Here is a 23,206-nt window from a genome sequence, read left to right on the forward strand (position 1 = left end):
GGGAGTTTGGTCTCGCGTCGCGAGGGTGCGCAGATGTACACCGACACGCCGGTGCGGCCGGCATTTTGCGCACCCTCGCGACGGCCCACTACCGCGGCGGAGTCGGCGAAGCGCTGGGCCCTGCCGAGGGCGACGGCGACTGACCCTGCCCAGGCGCCTGCTGCGCACCCGGCGAGCCCGGCGCACCGGGTCCACCCGGCCCCATCGGAGGAGGTCCGCCGGGGAACGGCGGCGGCGGCATCATGCCGTGCGGGCCGTGTGCTCCGGGTCCGCCAGGTCCCGGGAAGCCGAAGTGCGATGCCGCCGGAGGCGGCCCGTGGCCCGGTGGCGGCGGGGGAGGACCGAAGAAAGTGATCGCCAGCACGGCCGCGCCCGCGGTGAATACCGAACCGATCAGGCCGCCGAGTACCCCGGCGCCCAGGACCGCTCGGCCGGGATAGCGCCGTTTCTCAGATACGACCGGCGCAGGCACGACAGGCGTCTGGTCGGATGTGTCGTCGGAGGTCATGTGACTCCTCGCGTCGTTGGATTGTTGCCGAGCGCGACGGTAGGAGTCGAACTTGAAACGAAGCTGAAGAAGTCAGCGTGGCCCGGGTAGCGGCGGTACCGGCACGATGCTCGGCGCCGGAGCGGACGGGACGGTCGGCACGGCGCTGGAGCTCGGCGGCGGGGGAGACGGCAAACTCACCGTCGGTGTCGAAGACAGCTGCGGGTAGGGAGGCGGCGGCAGTTCAACGCGAACCGTGAAGACGAGCCCGGTCACGGCGAAGGCGGCCGCTGCGCCCAGCACCGCACCCGCGAGCCCCGCGCCGACCACCACCGTCGTGGAGTGCCGTCCGACAGCGGTCTTGTTGGAGGCGTCCGAGACCATTTCGCTTCCCCTCTGATCGGTTCGTGCGCGCTGAGCGTAACCCGCTCCCGGTGCGGCGAGAACCGACTGAACAGCAGCGCGTGAACAATGGAGGCCATGACTCGCGCGGATCGCACCGGCAGAGTGACCGACCAGTTCAGCGTCGGCACACCACGGGTGCTCGTGGTCGAGGACTCCGAAACGATTCGGGAGATGGTCAGCGAGGCGCTCGCCGACGTCGGCTATCACACCGACACCCGTTGCGACGGAAACGGATTGGAAGAGGTGCTGGAAGGTCTGCGGCCGGACCTCGTGGTGCTCGACGTGATGTTGCCCGGCCGGGACGGCTTCGAGCTCATCGATGTGGTCCGCGAATGGGGCGACATCGGGATCGTGTTGATCACCGCCCGCGACGGACTGCCGGACCGGCTGCGCGGGCTCGACGGGGGTGCCGACGACTACGTTGTCAAACCGTTCGAGCTCGCCGAACTCGTGTCGCGGGTAGGTGCGGTGTTACGACGCCGGGGACGGCTGCCCAAGGTGGTGCAGTTGGGCGACGTGATCCTCGACGACGATGCGGGCGTGGCGGCACGCAACGGCCACCCGCTGGACCTGACCGCCACCGAGCTGAGGTTGTTGGGATTCCTGATGGAACAGCGGGGCCGGATCGTCAGCGCGAACCAGATCCTCAATGCGGTATGGGGCTACGACGCCTATGACCCGAATCTGGTGCAGGTGCATGTCAGCGGGTTGCGACGCAAGCTCGAGGCGCACGGACCCCGGATATTGCACACCGTGCGCGGCATCGGCTACCGGTTGCAGCCCCAGCAGCGCTCGTGACGGACGCGGTCACTGCCACCCCGTCCCTGCAGCGACGGGTGATCCTGCTGGTCGTGGCATTGCTGGCGGTGCTGTTGGGGGTGCTGGGGGTGACGGTCGACGTCAGCCTGGGCATCCAGGCGCGGCGCAATCTGCACGACCGACTGCTGGCCGCCACATCGCGCGCCGACGCGCTGGTCGCCGCGCACACCTCCCCGGATCTGCTGGCCGCGCAACTCAACGGCGGCAGCGTGCGGGCCCTGGTGGTGATGGCCGACGGGGTCACCTACGGCGATCCCGGGATCAGCGCCGACACCAAAGCCGGTTCCACGGTCCCGCCGCCCTTTCCGCCGCCCCCGGGCCGCCGACCCGGGCCGATGCCGTCGGGTGCGCCGCCCAGGCCGCCGCCCCCGCCGCCCGGTCCGCTGCCGGACGCGACGGCGACCGTGGTGGTGCACCCGCTGCCCGACGGCGCCCGGCTCATCTTGATCGCCGACACCACCCAGACCACGCAGGTGACCCGGCAGCTGCGGCAGCTGATGATCGGTGCGGGTGTGGCGACGCTGCTGTTGGCCGCGCTGCTGCTGGTCGCGGTCAGCCGCACGGCATTGCGGCCATTGGACCGGCTGACCGCGCTGGCCAAGGGCATCACCACCGGTGACCGCGGCAAGCGACTCCGGCCGTCCCGAACCGACACCGAATTAGGGCGCGCCGCAACCGCTTTCGACACGATGCTGGATGCGCTGGAGGATTCGGAGTCGCGTGCTCAGCAGGCGGCCGACGCCGCGCAACGCGCCGAAGCCGCCACCCGGCAGTTCCTCGTCGACGCCGCACACGAGCTGCGCACTCCGATCGCGGGCATCCAGGCGGCCGCCGAGCAACTCGCGGCCCACGAGAACGACCCGGAGTCCAGCGCGCAGCACCGGCGGGCCATTCTCCTGCAATCCGATGCCCGACGGGCGGGGCGTCTGGTTGCCGACATGTTGGACCTGAGTCGTATCGACGCCGGATTGTCGCTGGATCTGCGGGACGCCGACCTGGGCGCGGTCGTGGACGCCGAGGTGCAGCGGGCCGCCATGCTGGCTCCGCAGCTCTCGATCCTTCGCACGGGTCTGCCGGAGCGCGAGGTGGCCGCTGACCCCGTCCGGGTGGCGCAGATCCTGTCCAACCTGCTCGACAACGCGCGCCGGCACACCCCCGACGGCGGGTCGATCACCGTCGACTTGGGCACCGACGGCGCGGCCGCCGTCGTCACCGTCACCGACACCGGTCCGGGCATTCCCGACGACGAGCGCTTCCGCATCTTCGAGCGCCTGGTCCGTCTGGACGCCCACCGTGGCCGCGATCACGGTGGCGCCGGGCTGGGACTGTCCATCGCCCGCGCGCTGGCGCGAGCCCACGGCGGCGATGTGGTGTGCGTGCCGCACGACGGGGGTGCGCAGTTCCGGCTCAGCCTGCCGGACTGACAGTCAGGCAGGGTCCGCGAAATCGGGTAACCGCGCAGCAATCCGTTCCCAAGTCAACTCATTAGCGGCGATTGCAAGCACGAATTCCTCAGCGGCATCGACGTCGAGGTCGGTTGACAATTGATAGCCGTTCAGACCGAGAAACAACCAGCATGCCGCCCAACCTGTTCGCTTGTTCCCGTCCGCCAACGATTGTGTCGTGACCAGCGAATGCAGTAGGGCTGCCGCCTTATCCCAGATCGTGGGGTAGGCGTCAGATCCGAAAACCGTTGCCGAGGAACGCATCAAACCTGATTCGAACAAACCGGGATCCCGAACCAGGGGCCGGAAACCACAGGCGTACTCTGCGGCGATCAGAACCTCGTCAGTGGTCGGATAATCCGTCACGCCAGGCGGCGATTCAGCTCAGCCGATCGCTGCGCTATCTCCTGACTCAACGCGCGCACCCGACCCTCCCGATCGAGGGCTTTGTCGAGGATCGCTTGTTTGGCGAAGGACCGCATCGATGTCCCGGCACCACTCGCGGCCGCCCGAACCGTCGCCAGTTCATCCGCGGAGAACTCCACATTCAACGCCGGCACCTAAACCTCCTGAAAATTGAGTACTGTTATGGTACCAGTCAGTGGTACCAATGTGGTGCCAGGCTAGCCCGTCACCACGCTCAGTCCCCACCTATCTAGCCACGGCTGCACCAGCTCAGCCACCGAAAACGTTGCGGCAGTTGAGCAACTCGGGTTGGGGTCGTCGGGACGCCCGCCGCGGATGTGGATGCCGACGGCTACCGCGCCCTCCTTGCGAATGAGGTAGACCGGGCCGCCCGAGTCTCCGCATTGGCTGGCCGCCAGGAACACCACCTTGCTCTCGGTGACGTCGGTAACCTGCCCGCACTCGACCCGGGCCGTCTTCATGCCGAATTTGCACAACTGCTGGCCGATCTGGAGTTCCTCGGCGACCCCGCTGACCGGCATCGAGGCGCGTATCGCCGATGTCTGCGGAACCACGTCCGCATCGAGCATGATCAGCCCGATGTCGTGTGCCTCGCCGCGGGTTCCTTCGCTGACGGTCTGATCGAACGTGCCCACGGTGACATAGGACTCGGCTGCGGAGTTGATGCTCACCTTGCTCGCCTGGCCGGGCTTGTTGCAGTGACCGGCGGTGAGCACCCCGGTCCGGCCGTCCGCGGTGCGCACCAAAAATCCTGCCGTACATGCCATTCCGCCGCTGCCGTCGGTGTAGCTGACCGCGATCGCGGTGCCCGGACCGATCGTGCTGGCCGGCGGCAACGGGAACGGGATCACGATGGGAGGCTGGCCGGGCTGCAGGAAAGCTCTGTTCGGGACGGGCAGGAACATCGCGAACACGAACGACGCGGCACTGAGCAGCGCGAAGAACGAAAGCCGCCAACTGTAGGTGCGACCGAGACCACGTGCGGCCAACGGCCAGGCTGCCACCATCAGACACACCAACGCCCCGACGCCGAACATGACCGAGCGCACCAGGGACGCCTGCGACATGACGTCGATCTTTCAGGGAACGGTGGATGCGCTCAAACCGAGCGCGCGGGCTCCGGCTCGACCGCCTGGTGCGGCTTCGCGTGCTCCCGCCGGTATTTGCGGACCTCGTAGACCAGCCCGCCCAGCCCCAGCGCGCCCGTGCACACCGATACCGCAATCAGCAACGGGTTGCCGTCCCCGACGACGGCATTGCCCAGGATCACCACGGCGGCGGTACCGGGCAGCAACCCCACAACAGTGGCCCACGTGTAGGGCATCACCCGCACGGCCGAGGCACCCGCGGCGTAGTTGATCGCGGCGAACGGCACGGCCGGAATGAAGCGCAACGACAGAATCGCCGGCCAGCCCCGTTCGCCGAGTCGCTCGTCCAGCCGCATGATCGCGCGCCGGTGTTCAAGCCGGGACAACCGCCACCCGGTCCCGCGGACCACCAGCAATGCCAGCACCGCGCTGGCGGTGCTGGCCGTCACCGCGATGGCTATCCCGATCACCGGCCCGAACAACAGTCCCGCCGCAATCGTGAACGCGGTGCGGGGGAAGGGCGGCACCGTGACCAGGGTGTGCACCAGCCAGAACGCCAGCGGGAACCAGGGACCCAGTGATTGCGCCCAATCGCGCATTTCGATCGCGGTGGGCAGCGGGACCCACACAGCTACCGCCACCAGGACTGTGATTCCCAACACGGTGGCCACCAGCCGCGGCAGCGACGTGCCGCGCACCGCGGCGCGCACGGCGGCTGCAAACCCGCGCACCGTATCGGTGCTTTTGCAGATGGCGGGAGCTGTCACGGGTCCCAAGGGTACGGGGTGCAGGTGAATACCGAGTTTCCCTCGGCTGGCGTTTCGCGTCACAGTCTGGCGCCGATAATCGCATCTCGATTCCTGATTTGCGGGCCCGATCAACTAGCCTGATTTGCGAGTTGCATCCCTCAAGCAAACTCGATGGTGCTGGGAAAACAGGAGCAATCGGTGTCCATTGACGTACCCGAGCTGGCGGACCTAGAACAGGTTCGCGGGCGTTGGCGCCACGCCGTCGCCGGTGTGCTGTCCAAGAGCACCCGCAGCGACCCGGCCGAGCTGGGTGACGAACCCGAGCATCGGCTGGACACGCCGACCTACGACGGTTTCGCGATCAGGCCGCTCTACACCGCGTTCGACGAGCTGCCGGAGCCGCCGCTGCCCGGCCAATGGCCGTTCCTGCGTGGCGCCGACCCGTTGCGCGACGTCAAGTCCGGTTGGAAGGTCGCAGAGGCGTTCCCGCTGCCCGGCCTCGCCGTCGACGAGGCGAACTCGGCTCTGCTCGCCGCGCTCGGGGAAGGGGTCAGCGCGCTGCTGATCCGGGTGGGGGAGTCGGGGGTAGCTCCCGCCCAACTCGGAGCCCTCCTCGACGGGGTGCACTTGAGCATGGCGCCGGTGATTCTGGATGCGGGCGCTGACTTCGCCGCGGCCGCCGACGCGATGCTGTCGCTGGTGGACGCGGTCGCCGAAGACCAGCGCGCGACCGTGTCGGTCGATTTGGGAGCCGACCCGCTGACCGCGTCGCTGAGCGACCGCAACGCCGCGCCGCTCGATGACGTGTGCGCCGTTGCTGCCCGCGCCGCTGGCAAACACGGGGTGCGGGCCATCGCCGTCGACGGACCGGCATTCCACAATTTGGGTGCCACCGCTGCGTGGGAACTTGCCGGCACGATCGCGGCGGCGGTGGCCTACCTGCGGGTGCTTACCGAAGCTGGGTTGTCGGTTCCGGATGCGTTGCGCCAGATCAGTTTCCGGCTCGCCGCCGACGACGACCAGTTCATGACGCTGGCTAAGGTGCGCGCGGTGCGGCAGCTGTGGGCGCGCGTCGCCGAGGTCGCGGGTGACCCGGACGGCGGCGCCGCGGTGGTACACGCCGAGACATCGTTGCCGATGATGACCCAGCGTGACCCGTGGGTGAACATGCTGCGCTGCACCCTGGCGGCCTTCGGGGCAGGCGTCGGTGGCGCCGACACGGTGCTGGTCTACGCATTCGACGTGGCCATCCCCGGCGGCTGGCCCGGCACGGCAACCAGTTTCGCGCGGCGCATCGCCCGCAACACCCAGTTGCTGCTGCTCGAAGAGTCCCACGTGGGGCGGGTGCTCGACCCGGCCGGCGGGTCGTGGTTCGTCGAGGACCTCACCAAACAGCTGGCCGAGCAAGCCTGGAAGCACTTCCAGTCCATCGAGTCCGAAGGCGGCTTCGTCGACGCCCAGGATTACCTGAAGGATCAGCTGAACGAGCTGGCCGCTAAACGAGCCGACGACGTCGCGCACCGGCGGGTCGCGATCACCGGTGTCAACGAATTTCCCAACCTCGGTGAAGCGCCGCTCCCGCAGGGTGATTCGTTGGGTCGGGCCGGGCACGTCGTGCGTTACGCCGCTGAATTCGAGGCGCTGCGCGACCGTTCGGATGCCTACTTCGCCGAACACGAGATCCGGCCGCAAGTGCTGCTGCTGCCGCTGGGGCCGTTGGCCGAGCACAACATCCGGACCACGTTCGCGACCAACCTGCTGGCCTCGGGCGGCATCGAGGCCGTCAACCCGGGACCCGTCGATGCCGCCGGGGTCGGCAAAGCCGTAGAGGCGGCTGGGTCGCCCGGTGTCGCGGTGATCTGCGGCACCGACAAGCGCTACGCCGAGGAGGCGTCCGATGTCGTCAAGGCGGCGCGCGACGCGGGGATCGAGCGGGTGTACCTGGCCGGCCCGGAAAGGGCCGTCGGGGAGGCCCAGCATCGGCCCGACGAGTTCCTGACCATGAAAATCAATGCGGTGCAAGCGCTTTCGGATCTGCTCAACCGGTTGGGAGCCTGATGTGACTGCCACAGTCCCCACAATCGGCAACTTCGCCGAGATCCCGCTCACCGGCGACCGGACCGTGCCCAAGCCCACCGCGGAGGCGGTCGAGACGTACGTCGAGGCGGCCGCGAAGGCCCACTGGTACACCCCTGACCAGTTGCAGTGGCAGACGCCGGAAGGCATCGACGTCAAGCCCGTCTACATCGCCGAAGACCGCCGCGATGCCGGAGAAGCGGGCTATCCGCTCAACAGCTTTCCCGGCGAGCCACCGTTCGTGCGCGGGCCCTACCCGACGATGTATGTCAACCAGCCGTGGACGATCCGCCAGTACGCGGGCTTCTCCACCGCCGCGGAATCCAACGCGTTCTACCGCCGCAACCTTGCCGCCGGCCAGAAGGGCCTGTCGGTGGCCTTCGACCTGGCCACCCACCGTGGCTACGACTCCGACCACCCGCGCGTGCAGGGTGACGTCGGGATGGCCGGTGTGGCAATCGATTCCATCTTGGACATGCGGCAGTTGTTCGACGGCATCGACCTGTCGGCGGTGTCGGTGTCGATGACGATGAACGGTGCGGTGCTGCCGATCCTGGCACTGTATGTCGTTGCAGCCGAGGAGCAGGGGGTGCCGCCGGAGAAGCTGGCCGGCACCATCCAGAACGACATCCTCAAAGAGTTCATGGTGCGCAACACCTACATTTATCCGCCCAAGCCGTCCATGCGGATCATCTCCGACATCTTCGCCTACACCAGCGCCAAAATGCCGAAGTTCAACTCCATCTCGATCTCCGGCTATCACATCCAAGAGGCCGGCGCCACAGCGGATTTGGAGCTGGCGTACACGCTGGCCGACGGGGTGGAGTACATCAAGGCCGGCTTGGACGCCGGCCTGGACATCGACAAGTTCGCCCCGCGGCTGTCCTTCTTCTGGGGCATCGGGATGAACTTCTTCATGGAGGTCGCCAAGCTGCGGGCCGGGCGACTGCTGTGGAGCGAGCTGGTCGCCAAGTTCGACCCAAAGAACGCCAAATCGCTGTCGCTGCGCACTCATTCGCAGACCTCGGGCTGGTCGCTGACCGCTCAGGACGTGTTCAACAACGTCGCCCGCACCTGCATCGAGGCCATGGCCGCGACCCAGGGCCACACCCAGTCGCTGCACACCAACGCGCTCGACGAGGCACTGGCGCTGCCCACCGACTTCTCGGCCCGCATCGCACGCAACACCCAGCTGGTGCTACAGCAGGAGTCCGGCACCACCAGGCCCATCGACCCGTGGGCGGGCTCGTATTACGTGGAGTGGCTGACTCATCAGCTCGCCCAGCAGGCCCGCGCCCACATCGAAGAGGTCGCCGAACACGGCGGCATGGCCCAGGCGATCAGCGAAGGTATTCCCAAGCTGCGCATCGAGGAAGCCGCCGCCCGCACCCAGGCCCGCATCGACTCCGGCCAGCAACCGGTGATCGGGGTGAACAAATACCAGGTGGTCGAGGACCAAGAGATCGAGGTGCTCAAGGTCGAGAACAGCCGGGTGCGCGCCGAACAACTCGCGAAACTGCAAGAGCTGCGGGCGAATCGGGACTCCGACGCCGTCGAGGCCGCACTGGCCGAGCTGACCCGTGCGGCCGGCGCGCAGGGTCCGGCCGGTGAGGACGGACTCGGCAACAACCTGATGGCGCTGGCGATCAACGCGGCCCGGGCCAAGGCCACCGTCGGGGAGATCTCCGATTCGCTGGAGCAGGTCTACGGTCGGCACCAGGCCGAGATCCGCACCATCGCAGGCGTTTACCGTGATGAAATCCAGGGAGGCGACAACATCACCCCGCTTTCCAAAGCCACTGAACTAGTCGAGAAGTTCGCCGAGGCCGACGGCCGCCGGCCCAGGATCCTGATCGCCAAGATGGGACAGGACGGCCACGACCGCGGCCAGAAGGTGATTGCGACCGCGTTCGCCGACATCGGTTTCGACGTCGACGTCGGGTCGCTGTTCTCCACCCCCGAAGAGGTGGCCCGCCAGGCCGCCGACAACGACGTGCACGTCGTCGGGGTGTCGTCGCTGGCGGCCGGCCACCTGACCCTGGTGCCAGCGTTGCGCGACGCGCTGGCCGAGGTCGGCCGGCCCGACATCATGGTGGTGGTCGGCGGCGTCATACCCCCCGGCGACTTCGAGGAGCTGTACGAGGCGGGGGCGGCCGCGATCTTCCCGCCGGGGACGGTGATTGCCGACGCGGCGATCGGCTTGCTAGGCAAGCTCGCCGAGCGCCTGGGGTACGAGCTGGGCTGAGGATCGATTCCGGTGAGATACACGCCCGTCGCTGACAAGCGCGGTCGGGTCTATGCCCTATTGGCGGTCGGCCTGGGTCTGTGGACCCTCGTTTGCCTGTACTTCGTGGTGGCCGTGTACTCGACGGCGATCTATTCGTTGTCGTATTACGGCGTCAACTACCGCTTCGGGTTCGTGCGCCGCGGACTCGCCGGCCAACTGATTGAGTTCTTTCCCCGCGACGACTATTTCACCGCCGCCTACGCGGTGATGTGGGCACCCGCGGTGATATGGGCGATTGCCGTCGGTGGGCTTGTCTGGGTGATTCTTTTCAGCGGAACCCGGTCGGAGCGTCGGGTAATGCTTGCGCTGCTTGTCCCGATTTTGCCGTTCTCCCTTGCCTTTTACCTGTTTTCGCCGCGTCCGGAATTGTGGGGAATGGCCGCGTTGGTGGCGTTGGCGATTTACCTCAGCTCATCCCGAAACGTCCGGTCGACTTCGATCGCTTGTGCACTGTATGGGCTCGCACTCGCGGTGCTGGCGTTGATGCACGAAGGGATTCCCATCGTCTTCGCGCTCGGGGCTGTGCTGGCAATACTGGTGCTGGTCAAGGATGTAACGCCGCTGCGGCAGTGGATCTACGCGGGTCTGGCGGTGGGACCTGGTTTCCTCGCGACGCTGCTGGTCGCAGCGCTGGGACGACGAAACATCGCACCGCAGTTGTGTGCTCAACTTCCGCACCGGATGATCGACGACCCCTTTGCGATCTCGGCCTCGCCGGAGAAGACAGCGAATTTCATCCTGGGTCACGAGGAGAGCAAGTCCGACTACCACGATTTCGTCTGCAACGTGATCAAGCAGGTCGATCTCGATTTCGTTGACGCCGTTCGCAGTACGACGCAACTCGGCGCCGCCTCACTCGTCGCGTCCTTCCTGCTCGGGTTGGTGATCTTCGTCGCCGTCATCGGGGTGCTCCGATTCTTCTCGGGCGTGCCGTTGAAGGTGTTCTTCGGTGAGCTGCGCGGCAAGATAGCGCTGCCCGTTCTGGCGCTCGCAGCGTTTGTTCCGTTGTTCATGACGGGTTGTGACTGGACGCGCTGGTGGGTGTTGATCACCTTCGACGTCGTCGTTGTGTACCTCCTGTACGCGATCGACCGGCCAGAGCTCGAACAACCGCCGTCGACAAGAACGTTCCGGATATTCGTCGCGGCCGTCATTCTGCTTGCCATACCGATTGGCCATACCGCCCACGTCGGAGGTCCGGCGCTCGGGGTGCCCAACGCTGCGGGCGCACACACCGTCGGCGCGAGACCCTAGATGGCATCGCGATCCAACGAGACCGTCGAGGCGCTCGCCGACGCCGTCCGCGGCGGTGACCGCGCGGCTCTGCCCCGGGCCATCACGTTGCTCGAGTCCACCCGCGCCGACCACCGGGAACGGGCCCAGCAGCTGCTCCTGGAGCTATTACCTCATTCAGGCAACGCTCACCGGGTCGGTATCACCGGAGTGCCCGGCGTGGGCAAGTCCACCAGCATCGAAGCCCTCGGCATGCACGTGATCGACCGCGGCCACAAGGTCGCCGTGCTGGCGGTCGACCCGTCCTCGACGCGTACCGGCGGCTCGATTCTGGGGGACAAGACCCGGATGGCACGCCTGGCGGTGCACCCCGACGCCTACATCCGGCCGTCCCCGACCTCGGGGACCTTGGGTGGCGTGGCAAAGGCGACCCGGGAAACGGTCGTGCTGTTGGAGGCCGCGGGTTTCGACGTGATCCTGATCGAGACCGTGGGCGTCGGCCAGTCCGAGGTGGCGGTCGCCAACATGGTCGACACGTTCGTGTTGCTGACCCTGGCGCGGACCGGAGATCAGTTGCAGGGCATCAAGAAAGGCGTGCTGGAGCTGGCCGACATCGTGGTGGTCAACAAGGCCGACGGTGCGCACCTCAAGGACGCCAAGATGGCCGCCCGCGAACTGTCCGGGGCGATCAGATTGATCTATCCGCGCGAAACGCTTTGGCGGCCACCGGTTCTCACCATGAGCGCACTCGAGGCGACCGGATTGGCCGAGCTGTGGGAGACCGTCGAAAAGCACCGCGCGGTACTTACCGAAGCCGGGAGGTTCGAGGAGCGCCGCCGTGACCAGCAGGTCGACTGGACCTGGCAGATGGTCCGTGACGCCGTGCTAGACCGGGTGTTGTCCAACCCCGACGTGCGCAAGATCCGCCGCGACGTCGAACGTCGGGTTCGCGAGGGCGAGCTGACTCCCGCGTTAGCCGCCCAGCAAATACTTGGGATAGCGACGAGTTAACGGATCGGTAAATATGTCGGGGTTTGCCCGCAAGCAGTTAGACGGGTGAAGTAAATTCGGATTCGTGACGGTAGACATCGGAGTCAATCGCCGCGCTGTTCCTGCCCACGATGCCCCTGACGCAGGGCATGGTGTGTTCGGCGCCGCGGACTCCCACTTCGGCTGCGTTGTTCGTGCGTTTTCCACCATGTGGCCCGGTCACCGCTTCGGCGGCGGCGCGTTGGCCGTCTATCTCGACGGGCAACCCGTCGTCGATGTCTGGAAGGGCTGGGCCGACCGGGACGGCGACGTGCCGTGGTCGGCCGACACCGCTCCCATGGTGTTCTCGGCAACCAAGGGCATGGCCGCCACGGTCATCCACCGCCTGGCCGATCGCGGCCTGATCGACTACGACGCACCCGTCGCCGAGTACTGGCACGCCTTCGGCGCCAACGGCAAAGCCGACATGACGGTCCGCGACGTCATGAAGCACACCGCCGGCCTATCGGGTCTGCGCGGGGCCACGCAGGCGAACATCTTCGACCACGTCGAGATGGAGGAGCGGCTGGCAGCGGCGTCGCCGGGACGCCTGCTGGGTCAACCCGCCTATCACGCGCTGACGTTCGGCTGGTTGATGTCTGGCCTGGCCCGCGCGGTCACCGGCAAGGACATGCGGGTGCTTTTCCGCGAGGAACTCGCCAAACCGCTGGGCACCGACGGGTTCCACCTCGGCCGGCCGCCGGCCGACTCGCCGACCCGCGCCGCCGAGATCATCATGCCGCAGGACATCGCCGGCACCCCGGTCGTCAACTACGCGATCCAGAAGATCGCCAATAGCTTCTCCGGCGGCTACCGCTCCATGTACTTCCCGGGTGTCATCGCCTCGGTGTCGGGGAACATGGCGATGCTGGACGCCGAGATCCCCGCTGCCAACGGCGTGGTGACCGCGCGGGCGCTGGCGCGGATGTACGGTGCGATCGCCAACGGCGGCGAGGTCGACGGCACCCGGTTCCTGTCGCGGCGCCTGGTCGCCGGGTTGACCGGGGAGCGGATCAGGCAACGCGACCGCAACATCTTCGTGCCGATGGCCTTCCACCTCGGCTACCACGCGCTGCCCATCGGGAACGTGATGCCGGGGTTCGGCCACGTGGGCCTCGGCGGCTCAGTCGGATGGGCCGACCCGGAGACGGGACTGGCGATCGCCGTCGTGCACAACCGGCTGCTCACGCCGCTGGTGCTCACCGACCACGCCGCCTTCGTCGGTCTGTACGCGCTGATCCGTCAGGGCGCGGCCAAGGCGCGCAAGCGCGGCTACCGGCCGGTGCACGGACTGGGGGCGCCGTACTCGGAGCCGGGGGCGGTCGCGGGGTAGCTCGGCTGCCGCCCGGCGGAACCAAAGGCGCTGCCGCGGTCCTCTCAGCTCAGAGGAGGTCGCGGCGAGCGCACCGCCGTTGGCCGATCAATCCTTGGTGAAGCTGAACAACCGGTACACCAGCTCGTTTCTTTCCAGTCGCTGGTAGCCCGTCGAGCCCGGCCCGCCGACGATGTGCCCTGCCAGGCGGCGCATGAACGGCAAACGGCGAGCGATCTGGTCGAGCAGCCGATTGTGCTCCAGTCCCCGCAGAACCTCTTTGTTGATGTCCCGTTGCGACAGTTTGCGCAGCGGGGTGTTGTCCAGCGTCGCTTCCCATTCGGGTACCGCATGGGCGTCGCGCAGATCCGCGTACAAGAAGTGACCGCCCGGACGCAGCACGCGCGTCACCTCGCTGAGGAACTTCGGAAAGTCGAGGTAGTGCAGTCCGGCCTCGATGTTGATCACGACATCGAAGGACTGATCCGGAAACGGGAGGTCCTGGGCATTGCCCTGCACGAACTTCAGGCCGGGCAAGACGTGCCGCTTCTGGCAGAAGTTGACGCCGACGTTGTTCAGATCCAGTCCGGTGTAATTCGCCGGGTGCATGGTCCGCACCAGATACGACGCGCCTCCGCCGTGCCCGCAACTGACTTCCAGCACGTCTTTACCGCTGATGTCCACCTGGCTCGCGGTGGCGTGATACAGCTGGATGGGGAGCCGGTCGGGCTCGTCGGAAGGGTCCAGCGGCACCCCCATCGGCGGGTTCTCTTCGTAGCCGAGGTTGAGGAACAGCACGTCGTCCCTGGCAACCGCCCTACTGAGCAACCGGTAACCACTCTTGGTGGTGCCCCAGTAGACGACCTTCTCCAGCACAGGATTGCGGGCCAGCCGGTTGACGAACTTCTCGGTACGCGTGAGTGGTGCAGACATGGGGCATAGTATGCATGAGCTCGGTACCCCGGCGACCGCGCTTAGAGACTTTCGAATGCCGCGATCTGTTCCCGGGTGATCGCGAGCGGGTCCGCACCTTCGTGCACGCGACGTTCCCAGTCGATGGTCCAGGTCACCGCGTCACGGAAACCGAGACGATTGCGCCAGCCCAGCTCGCGCTGCACCTTGGTGGCATCCAGGGCCAGCAGGTTGGCTTCGTGCGGGTGGTCACCGGGCTGAGGTTCCCAGTGCGCTCCGCCGCCCCACAGTTCGGCGGCCAGCGAGGCGACCTGACCGACCTCGACGAAGCTGTCCCGGCCTGGTCCGATGTTCCACTGGCCCAGCCCGGAACCGGACAGCAAAGCGTCGGCGATCGTCACATAGCCGTTGAGGCAGTCCAGTACGTGCTGCCAGGGCCGTACCGCGCGAGGGAAGCGCAACAATGGCGGCCGTCGACTTGCGTAGGCGCGCACCAGATCTGGCATCAGCCGCTCCGGGCTGACGTCGCCGCCGCCGATCACGTTGCCGCCCCGGGCAATTGCGGTGGGGCAGCCCGGATAGCTGCGGACCCAGGACTGGGTGAGTAGGTCGGCCATGGCTTTGGACGCGCTGTAAGGATCGTCACCGCCGAGGGGGTCGGTCTCGACGTAGCCGGCCTCCTGGTCGACGTTGCGGTAGACCTTGTCGGTGGTGACGACGACGTGGGCGCGTACCGACGGCGTCGTGGCGACGGCTTCGAGCACGTTGAGTGTGCCCATCGCGTTGGTCTCGTAGGTGTAGCGCGGTTCGCGGTAGGACTCGCGGACCTGCGACTGCGCGGCCATGTGCACCACGACGTCGGGAGCTACGGCCCGGACGGCGGCAGTGGTGGCCCCGGCGTCACGGATGTCGACCCGCAAGTCATGCACCAACTCCTCGGCCAATCCGGCCCGGTCGAAGAGCCCGTCTGCGGCAGGATCCAACCCCAGGCCGGAGACCTGGTGTCCGCGCGTGAGCAGCAGCAGGATCAGCCAGGGGCCCTTGAACCCGGTGTGACCGGTGATCAGGTAATGCATGGTCGCTCAGCCCCTGCGGTTGCGAAGCTTGAAATGGGATCTCCTCGCGCACATCGTTGATCCCACATCGTAAGGGGAGCTCAAACGATGACATGCGATCGGCATCAAAACAGCTTGTCGGACATACCCACGGTATGAATGCAAAACGCCACCTCGGCTGCAGCTAATTTCGTACGCTTTTGCCAGCACATCTCAACAGGCTGCCGGGGAACAGTCGGTCCGCTCGAAGCTGGGCGGGTTTGAGAATGAGGGGAGGCGCGATTCGCGTGGCGGATCAACCGAATAAACGAATCTGCATCGTCGGGGGCGCCGGGCACGTCGGTTTGCCACTGGCGCTGGTGTTGGCGGACGAGGGCTACTACGTCGATATCCTCGACACCAACGCCGTCGCGTTGAAGACCATTATGGCCGGCAAGATGCCGTTCATCGAAAGCGGCGCAGAGGAACTGCTGAAGCGGCTACTGCCGACGGGGCGGATCGCAGCGAGTACCGATTCCTGGATCGTCCGCAACGCCGACATCGTCATCTGTGTCGTGGGGACACCCGTGGACGAGTTCCTGACTCCGCAGGCGCACACGTTCTTTCGCATCATCAACGAGATCAGCCCTTACTTCCACGACGAGCAGACTCTCGTGCTCAGGAGCACGGTCTATCCCGGTCTCACCGAACGCGTGCACAAGTTGTTCCAGGAACGGGGAATCGGCGTGCACGTCACGTTCTGTCCCGAGCGCATCGCCCAAGGACATTCCATCCGAGAACTGCGCCTGATTCCGCAGATCATCAGCGGCTTCGACGGCGAGGGTCTTCGGGTGGTCCGAGAACTGTTCTCGCATATCACCGACGAGATCATCGAGGTGGAACCCCAGGAAGCCGAACTGGCCAAGCTGTTCTGTAACAGCTACCGCTACATACAGTTTGCGGTCGCCAACCAGTTCTATCTGCTCAGCCGTGAGGCCGGCCTCGACCACCACCGCGTCCACCACGCCGCGACCTATAAGAACAACCGGGTGGACAGCCTGCCACGAGCGGGACTTGCCGCAGGTCCGTGCCTGCTCAAGGACACCATGCAGCTGGCCGCCTTCAGCAACAACAATTTCATGCTCGGGCACTCGGCCATGCTCGTCAACGAGGGTCAGCCGCAATTCATCGTCAACATGCTCAAGCGTCGGGTTGACCTGCGCGACAAGGTAGTTGGGATCCTGGGCATGACGTTCAAGGCGGACTGCGACGACACGCGTGACTCGCTCAGCTTCAAGCTCAGGCATCTGCTACTGCTCGAAGCCAAGGAAGTGATCCGGCACGATCCGTTCCTGGACGGCTCGGATTATTTCCCGCTGGAGACGGTCGTCGACCGGGCCGACGTGATCGTCGTGGGAGTGCCGCATTCGCAGTATCGTGGCCTACGAATCCCGCCTGGCAAGGTCGTCGAGGACGTCTGGGGCTGCCTCGCCCCTGACGACCACGAAGACGTGGTGAACGGCTCCGAGATCATGCCGATTCCCGTCGGGGCGGCGGCTCGGTGAAGGTACTCGTAACGGGCAGTGCGGGATTCATCAACGGTTACGTCGTCGACGAGTTGCTTCGGGCCGGTCACGAAGTCGTAGGCATCGACAATTATTCGAAGTACGGGCACGTCAAGAAGTCCTATGACGACCACCCCAACTACCACTTCGTCGAAGGTGACGTCAAAGACGTCGACTTGATGTTCCAACTCGTCGAGGGTTGCGAGCAGATCATCGCCAGCGCGGCGCGCATCGGCGGCATCACCTACTTCCACGAGTACGCCTACGACCTCCTCGCCGAGAACGAACGCATCGCGGCCGCACATTTCGACACCGCCATCTACGCCTACAAAAAGGGGTGGCTGAACAAGATCAACGTGATCAGCTCGTCGATGGTGTTCGAAAACGCGACGGTTTTCCCGACGCCGGAGAAGCACATCACCGAATGTCCGCCTCCCACAAGCACTTATGGTTTCCAGAAGCTGGCGTGCGAATATTTTGCCCACGGCGCCTACGAGCAATACGGTCTTCCCTACACGATCATCCGGCCCTTCAACTGTGTGGGCACCGGCGAGCAGCGCGCACTCGGTGGCCGCGAAATCCCCAGCGGCAATGTCAAACTCGCGATGAGCCACGTTGTCCCGGACTTGATTCAGAAGGTCGCCAAAGGTCAAGACCCGCTGCGCATTCTCGGTGATGGCACGCAGGTGCGGCACTACACCTACGGCGGCGACCTGGCCCGCGGCATCCGAACCTGCATGGAGCACCCAGCCGCGCTGAACGGGGATTTCAACCTGTCTACCCCGGAAGCCACGACTGTGCTGGAACTGGCGGAAGTGATTTGGCGCAAGATGCGCCCGGACGCGCCGTTCCGCTACGAAAGCGATCCGCCGTTCGAGCACGACGTGCAACTGCGCTCGCCGGACGTGCAGAAAGCGTCTGAGATGCTCGGCTATTCGGCGACGACGCGGCTCGACGCGATGCTCGATGAAGTCATACCGTGGGTGGCGAACGCCGTAGCAGCCGGATCCATCTGACGTCGGTTGCTAGTGTTAGGCACCATGCGCAATGCGGGTGAATCCGACCTGCAGCGGCTGTATCGCAACCGATTCGGTGATGACGCCGACTATCGAACGGCCATCTGGGGCATTCTCGTCCGGGACTTCTTCCAAGCGTGGATCCGACGCAGTGACACCGTGCTCGACCTCGGCTGCGGTTACGGCGAGTTTCTCAATCACGTGAAGGCCGACCATCGAATTGGGGTGGACCTGAATCCGGACAGTGCCGAGATGTTGGACCCGACGGTCGAGTTCCACCAAAGTCGCGCGGACGACCTGGATTTCATTGCCGACGACTCGGTCGACGTCGTCTTCACGAGCAATCTGCTCGAGCACCTGCAGAGCAAAGCCGACGTCGAACGCACCGTCGCCGAGGTACGCCGGGTACTGAAACCGGGGGGACATTTCATCGCCCTGGGGCCGAACATCCGCTTCCTGGCCGGCGAGTACTGGGACTTCTGGGACCATGTGATCCCGATCAGCGACAGATCGTTGGGCGAGCTGTTGCGGGCTCACCAATTCGACATCACAGACACCTGCGAGCGCTTTCTGCCGTACTCGACTGACTCGAAACTGCCCAAGGCCCCTGTTCTGGTTCAGTTGTATCTGCGTTCGCGATTGGCGTGGCCGCTGCTGGGCAAGCAGTTCCTGATCCGGGCACGCAAGCCGGTTCCGGCAGGGGAGCAGCGCCTGATCAGCGTTGTCATCCCGGTCTATAACGAGGGTGAGAACATTCAGGTCTGCCTCCGCAGGCTCACCGGGGCATTGTCGGAGGTTCCGCACGAACTTCTCGTTTGCTACGACTTCGACGGGGACTCCACGCTGCCGGCGATCGAGGCCATGCCCGACCGGCCGGCCACTGTGCGGCTGATCCGGAACTCGCTGGGCAAGGGCGTCGCCAACGCGCTGATCGCCGGCTTCGCCGCGGCAACCGGCGATGTGATCGTCACCAGCATGGCCGACCTGTCGGACCCTCCGGACGTTATCCCCTTGATGGCAGCCAAGATTCGCGACGAAGGAGCAGACGTAGTCAGCGGGTCGCGATATATGCCCGGAGGTTCGCAGCAGGGCGGGCCACGGTTGAAAACGCTGATGTCTCGGACCGCGGGGCTCAGCTTGCACTATGTCGGTGGCGTGCCGACACATGACGCCACGACCAACTTTCGCGGTTACAGTCGCCGCTTTCTTCGCGATGTCGCAGTGGAAAGTGTGCGGGGCTTCGAAGTGGGATTGGAACTGACCACCAAAGCTCATCTGCTCGGCTATCGAGTCGACGAGGTCCCGAGCAGCTGGGAGGACCGGACCGCCGGGACAAGCAAGTTCGACCTGGCCGGTTGGTTGCCGGCCTACCTGCACTGGTACGGACTTGCCATGCGGGGGCCCGTAATGCGTTGGGCGGGCGGTGGCGTGGCCGGATTAGGGGCGGTGAACGCCCTACGCCAGTACAAAAGACGAAAGAACATGTCGCACAGCTGATCTGCGGCTTTAGGGTATAGCTGTCGGTACGGGTTCCGGCCAGATGAAATACTCGGCGTGCGCAGACCATCAAGTGACGCGCTGTGACGGCTTATCCACGAGTAGGGCAACTGCTGAATGCGCGAACAACATGATTTGGCGTTGGACGACGGCGCTGCCAGTGACGACGACACTCAGGACAGCGCGACAGACAAGGATGCACAGGCGGGGCGAAGAGGCTTGTACGGCTTGCTGACCGCGGTCGCCCTGACTGTCTTCGGGTCGCGACTGACGATCATCTCCGCGTTTGGTTCGCCCGTGCCCGTGCTCGACCAATGGGACGCCGAAGCGGCGGCACTCTATGCGCCGTACCTGAAAGGGACGTTGTCTTTCGCCAGTCTGTTCGCTCCGCACAACGAGCACCGGATCGTACTGACCCGCGTGCTTTCGCTGGTGCACCTCGAACTAGCCGGCGAATGGAACACACGTCTGGAGATGATTTTCGGCGCGGTCGCGCTGACCGCCCTCGTCACGTGGTTCACGGCCTTGCTGCTGCCGCTGGTCGCGCCGCAACATCGGATGCTTCTGTCCTGCTTCATCGCCCTGATATTCGCGTTTCCGATCGACTTCGAGAACACCTTGTGGGGATTTCAGTCTCAGGTGTACTGCTCGTTGTTGTTCGGAGTGGCGTCGCTGGTTGCGTTCGCCGCCGCGCGCCCGTTCTCGGTGCGCTGGTTCGGCGGACTGGCCGCCGCGATCCTGGGATATCTGACCTTCGCGACCGGGGTGGCCATTCTCCCCGCCGCCGCGCTGCTTGTGGGTCTGCAGATTGCGACGAAGTCCCGGGAGCGACGTGGCCGGGAGGTAGCCGCCGTCGCCGTGATCGTGTCCATCGCTCTGGCGATCGTCTTGGCGGGGTCGAGGAGCAAGAATCCGATGTCCACGCCGTGGACCTTCGTCCAGGGACTCGGCATTTACGCGGTCCTGACGATCGCGGGTGTGATTCCGATCGTGTTGTTCTGTCGGCGCACGCTGTCCCGGCGACCGAAGGTCTCCGACCGCGCGTGGGTGTTGGTCGGGATTTCCGGCTGGGTCGCCATCCAACTCGTTCTGTTCGCCTACGGCCGCGGAATCCTGGTTGCGCCACGCTATTTGGACGTCGTGCTGCTCGTCTACCCAATGGCTTTGGTGGCATTGCTGGCCAAGGGGGATCCAGTTCGTGTCGAGCAGGTCAGCCGACGGGCTCAAAGAGGACGTGCGGCATGGGTGTTCGCGGTAGTGGCAGTCGTGGTGGGACTGGGTTACATGTCAGTGCTCGCCTCGAGCTATTGGCGGCAGGCCGCAGATCAGCAGATCGACGACATACGGGCTTATCTGGCGACCGGGAACATGGATCGCCTGAAGGATCGGGGCAAGCCCAGTCATGGGGTAACGCTCGTCCACCCGAATCCGCAGTGGCAGGCTTGGGCCCTGAACGATCCCGGTGTCAGGTCGATCCTTCCTCCAGAAATCCGGCCTGCCGGTGCCGACAATGCTGCTGCCCGGGGTCGCATGGCGCTGCATGGGAGTTTTGCCGGCGTTACCGACGGGGCGGTTCACCTCGCTCTTGGGGGCGGTCCTGCATTTTTGGCGCTCGGTATTGGTCTGTTCTTCGGCGTTGCGACTGTGCGCAACCTGACCGGGTCCGACAGCACTGACTCGTGAGGGCCGCGCCGGGAACGCAGACATCAGGGTGCGGGATTCTTGGGTGGGCGGGCAAGCGCGGCCCTGAATTCAGGGGAGTCATTGAGCATCCGCTTGGCAAGAAATCTACTTCCCGTTTCGTTCAAATGGTTTGTATCGCGGTATAAGAGCTCTCCGCCGTCGTTCATGCGGCAGACAGATGGGTCGCAAAATTCATGTGCCGTGTGGAGAAGCACGACACCCGGTAACTTTTCGACCACCGACTTGAGCGCTGGATAATATGCCGTGTAGTACGTGTCGAATGATTGACGATCCTGGTTACATTTCACCGAAGCCAGGACCGGGGCAATGCGATACTTGCAAGCCACCGCATCGAAAGGGAACAACGGAACGTCGTCGGTGACAAACACCGACTTTCCGTTCCTACGGAAGGTCTCTATTGCCTGGGATAGACCGTCCACGCCTCGGACCGACCACAATGCATTGATGACAACTGTCTCGGTTGCCGAATCTGATGCAAGTCGGTTGATGACGTTGCTCATACCACTAGCCGACTTCCACGGCGCCCCGTCTGCCATGAAGTACAGCACGTTTTTGGTCGACAAAGCCTCTGCTAGGCCCAGAAAGAGATGCTCCGAGTGGCTGTCGCCAACAATCGCTACATCGATATGTGAATCAGACTTGGATTGCCGACAGTGGACAATGCCTTTCCAGTGCACGGCCGCATCTCGCAATGTCTGATCAAAGCAGGGATAGGACGTTCGCCCTAGGAACTGATAGAACTCATCCCAATCCGTGCTGCCCTGGTGAGCGATAGGTATCCGACCGGATTTGTATGCAGGCAACCAATATTGGTTCGCCGTGAGAAGGACAACAACCGCCGCGATCAGGGGTGGTGAAACTACAGCGCCAACCAGACCGGCACTTCGCACCCGGGTCATTTGAGGCAGTCGTCGCAACGGTTGCTCGATCCACCGGTAGGAGGCAGCGGCGATTGCGATGGCCAACACCGAAGCTGCGACGCGTACGTAGGGAACCTCTGGCCATAGCTGGAGGGCGAATACATCGAGTGGCCAGTGCCATAAGTAGATCGAATATGACCAGTCACCCAGTTTGATCATCGGCGGGATTGTCAAAAAGCGGCCCACCGATGTCAGGTGGCGCGTGCCGGCCGCGATCAATAGAAGAGTCCCGCCGATCGGCAGTAAGGTCCATGGTCCAGGAAATGGAGTAGCTTCGTTGATCAGCTGTGCTGATGCAATCAGTAGTATCAGGCCCAGCCAGGCGAGGATTTCTGCTTGTTTTTTCGAGCGGAGAGCGCGATTCGTCACCGCAAGGGCGAGGAGCGCACCGACCGCGAATTCCCACGCACGGGTGAAAGGACTGTAAAAGCCCGTGATGTTCCTCTGCATTGCAACCGGTCCGCCCGGTGCGGTTATAGCAAGCGCGAAGGACAGCAGGGACACTATGCTCACCATGAGGATGACCCGCCGGAGGCGACGCCCTTGATGCCGGGAAAGCTTCCATCCGAGCAGCAATATTGCAGGAAAGACGAGGTAGAATTGCTCCTCAACGGAAAGCGACCACGTGTGCAGCATCGGGTTCGATCTTGCTGGCAGGTCGAAATAGCCACCGACGTGCTGAGCAATCTCAAAATTCGCCATTAAAAGCATGGCGGCCGCTCCAGTCAGCGCCGCTTTTTGCTGCGCCTCGAATGGAGACAACAAGCAGCTGGTCAAGACCATTGTCACGGCGGTCGTCAACGCCAGAGCAGGCGTCAGACGTTTGAAGCGGCGGAAGTAGAACCGACCCAGTTTGAAGCGCCCGGTAATCGACCGCTCACGATAAATCATGCCGGTGATGACGAAGCCGGAGATGACGAAGAAGACGTCGACTCCCGCGAACCCCCCGGGGACGGGCAGGCCGGCATGAAACGCCACAACGAGCAGCACTGCGATTGCTCGAAGCCCTTGAATGTCAAATCGGCGGCCATCGCTGACAGCAGGCGGCCCGTCGGCCCGGACACTTCCCTCCAGGGCAACCTCCTGACCCGTACCCAACGCCCGCAACATCGCGATCTTACTTAAGGCACCTGGACGAAATTGCGTGGACGGAACGGAACAGACGACCAGGCCGACAGTCTGCGCCACACGACCGGCTTACC

Annotated in this window: 19 protein-coding genes and 1 pseudogene; 11 read left to right on the top strand and 9 right to left on the bottom strand. The window is 64.9% G+C overall.

The window, feature by feature from the left end; all coding sequences use genetic code 11:
* Positions 1-88: 88 nt before the first annotated feature.
* Together AC5Y46_RS01445 and AC5Y46_RS01450 are read right to left on the bottom strand one after the other, a co-directional pair.
* On the bottom strand, positions 89-508 hold the full coding sequence (locus tag AC5Y46_RS01445; protein WP_499989815.1) for a hypothetical protein: 420 nt from the start codon (positions 506-508) through the stop codon (positions 89-91).
* A 72-nt stretch (positions 509-580) separates the two neighbouring features.
* Entirely contained in the window at positions 581-871 is a 291-nt protein-coding gene (locus AC5Y46_RS01450) for a hypothetical protein (RefSeq protein ID WP_499989816.1), read from the bottom strand.
* Positions 872-958: 87 nt separating this feature from the next.
* On the opposite strand from AC5Y46_RS01450, the gene AC5Y46_RS01455 reads away from it, so the two are divergent.
* Both AC5Y46_RS01455 and AC5Y46_RS01460 read left to right on the top strand, forming a co-directional pair.
* Positions 959-1,690 (top strand): response regulator transcription factor, encoded by a 732-nt coding sequence (locus AC5Y46_RS01455; protein ID WP_499989817.1) that lies wholly within the window; start codon positions 959-961, stop codon positions 1,688-1,690.
* Positions 1,687-3,135: an ATP-binding protein gene (locus tag AC5Y46_RS01460; RefSeq protein WP_499989818.1), complete on the top strand. Its 1,449-nt coding sequence runs from the start codon at positions 1,687-1,689 to the stop codon at positions 3,133-3,135. The genes AC5Y46_RS01455 and AC5Y46_RS01460 overlap by 4 nt, the downstream gene beginning before the upstream one ends.
* 3 nt (positions 3,136-3,138) lie before the next feature.
* Here AC5Y46_RS01460 and AC5Y46_RS01465 read toward each other — a convergent pair whose 3' ends face one another.
* From AC5Y46_RS01465 to AC5Y46_RS01480, 4 genes are all read right to left on the bottom strand, one after another.
* Positions 3,139-3,522 (bottom strand): type II toxin-antitoxin system death-on-curing family toxin, encoded by a 384-nt coding sequence (locus tag AC5Y46_RS01465; protein WP_499989819.1) that lies wholly within the window; start codon positions 3,520-3,522, stop codon positions 3,139-3,141.
* On the bottom strand, positions 3,519-3,716 hold the full coding sequence (locus tag AC5Y46_RS01470; protein ID WP_499989820.1) for a hypothetical protein: 198 nt from the start codon (positions 3,714-3,716) through the stop codon (positions 3,519-3,521). The genes AC5Y46_RS01465 and AC5Y46_RS01470 overlap by 4 nt, the downstream gene beginning before the upstream one ends.
* Before the next feature lie 63 nt (positions 3,717-3,779).
* Positions 3,780-4,649: a S1 family peptidase gene (locus AC5Y46_RS01475; RefSeq protein WP_499989821.1), complete on the bottom strand. Its 870-nt coding sequence runs from the start codon at positions 4,647-4,649 to the stop codon at positions 3,780-3,782.
* 32 nt (positions 4,650-4,681) lie between these two features.
* Entirely contained in the window at positions 4,682-5,437 is a 756-nt protein-coding gene (locus tag AC5Y46_RS01480) for a TVP38/TMEM64 family protein (RefSeq protein ID WP_499989822.1), read from the bottom strand.
* A gap of 180 nt (positions 5,438-5,617) precedes the next feature.
* Between AC5Y46_RS01480 and mutA the strand changes: the two genes are divergently transcribed.
* The 5 genes and pseudogenes from mutA to lipL all read left to right on the top strand — a co-directional run bounded on the left by mutA (position 5,618) and on the right by lipL (position 13,377).
* Entirely contained in the window at positions 5,618-7,477 is a 1,860-nt protein-coding gene (gene mutA / locus AC5Y46_RS01485; RefSeq protein ID WP_499989823.1) for a methylmalonyl-CoA mutase small subunit, read from the top strand.
* Positions 7,431-9,740: a methylmalonyl-CoA mutase gene (scpA, locus tag AC5Y46_RS01490; RefSeq protein ID WP_499989824.1), complete on the top strand. Its 2,310-nt coding sequence runs from the start codon at positions 7,431-7,433 to the stop codon at positions 9,738-9,740. Before mutA ends, scpA begins: the two co-directional genes overlap by 47 nt.
* A 12-nt stretch (positions 9,741-9,752) precedes the next feature.
* On the top strand, positions 9,753-11,036 hold the full coding sequence (locus AC5Y46_RS01495) for an Rv1490 family membrane protein (protein WP_499989825.1): 1,284 nt from the start codon (positions 9,753-9,755) through the stop codon (positions 11,034-11,036).
* A pseudogene (gene meaB, locus AC5Y46_RS01500) lies at positions 11,037-12,037 on the top strand (methylmalonyl Co-A mutase-associated GTPase MeaB). It begins immediately after the preceding gene.
* A gap of 53 nt (positions 12,038-12,090) precedes the next feature.
* Entirely contained in the window at positions 12,091-13,377 is a 1,287-nt protein-coding gene (lipL, locus tag AC5Y46_RS01505; protein WP_499989826.1) for an esterase/beta-lactamase LipL, read from the top strand.
* Between the two features lie 87 nt (positions 13,378-13,464).
* Here lipL and AC5Y46_RS01510 read toward each other — a convergent pair whose 3' ends face one another.
* Both AC5Y46_RS01510 and rfbG read right to left on the bottom strand, forming a co-directional pair.
* A complete protein-coding gene (locus AC5Y46_RS01510) occupies positions 13,465-14,289 on the bottom strand; it encodes a phthiotriol/phenolphthiotriol dimycocerosates methyltransferase (protein WP_499944584.1) in 825 nt (274 codons plus the stop codon).
* A gap of 41 nt (positions 14,290-14,330) precedes the next feature.
* Complete coding sequence (gene rfbG / locus AC5Y46_RS01515) at positions 14,331-15,344, bottom strand: CDP-glucose 4,6-dehydratase (protein WP_499989827.1); 1,014 nt, start codon at positions 15,342-15,344, stop codon at positions 14,331-14,333.
* Positions 15,345-15,610: 266 nt separating this feature from the next.
* Between rfbG and AC5Y46_RS01520 the strand changes: the two genes are divergently transcribed.
* From AC5Y46_RS01520 to AC5Y46_RS01535, 4 genes are all read left to right on the top strand, one after another.
* Positions 15,611-16,867, top strand: coding sequence for a nucleotide sugar dehydrogenase (locus AC5Y46_RS01520; RefSeq protein WP_499989828.1), 1,257 nt, complete (start codon positions 15,611-15,613; stop codon positions 16,865-16,867).
* On the top strand, positions 16,864-17,883 hold the full coding sequence (locus AC5Y46_RS01525) for an NAD-dependent epimerase/dehydratase family protein (RefSeq protein ID WP_499989829.1): 1,020 nt from the start codon (positions 16,864-16,866) through the stop codon (positions 17,881-17,883). Before AC5Y46_RS01520 ends, AC5Y46_RS01525 begins: the two co-directional genes overlap by 4 nt.
* 24 nt (positions 17,884-17,907) lie before the next feature.
* Complete coding sequence (locus AC5Y46_RS01530; RefSeq protein WP_499989830.1) at positions 17,908-19,380, top strand: glycosyltransferase; 1,473 nt, start codon at positions 17,908-17,910, stop codon at positions 19,378-19,380.
* Positions 19,381-19,521: 141 nt separating this feature from the next.
* A complete protein-coding gene (locus tag AC5Y46_RS01535) occupies positions 19,522-21,063 on the top strand; it encodes a hypothetical protein (protein WP_499989831.1) in 1,542 nt (513 codons plus the stop codon).
* Positions 21,064-21,086: 23 nt separating this feature from the next.
* Here the strand turns inward: AC5Y46_RS01535 and AC5Y46_RS01540 are convergent, their stop codons facing one another.
* A complete protein-coding gene (locus AC5Y46_RS01540) occupies positions 21,087-23,192 on the bottom strand; it encodes an acyltransferase family protein (RefSeq protein ID WP_499989832.1) in 2,106 nt (701 codons plus the stop codon).
* Between the last annotated feature and the right edge of the window lie 14 nt (positions 23,193-23,206).

The organism is Mycobacterium sp. NGS59 (assembly GCF_059812345.1).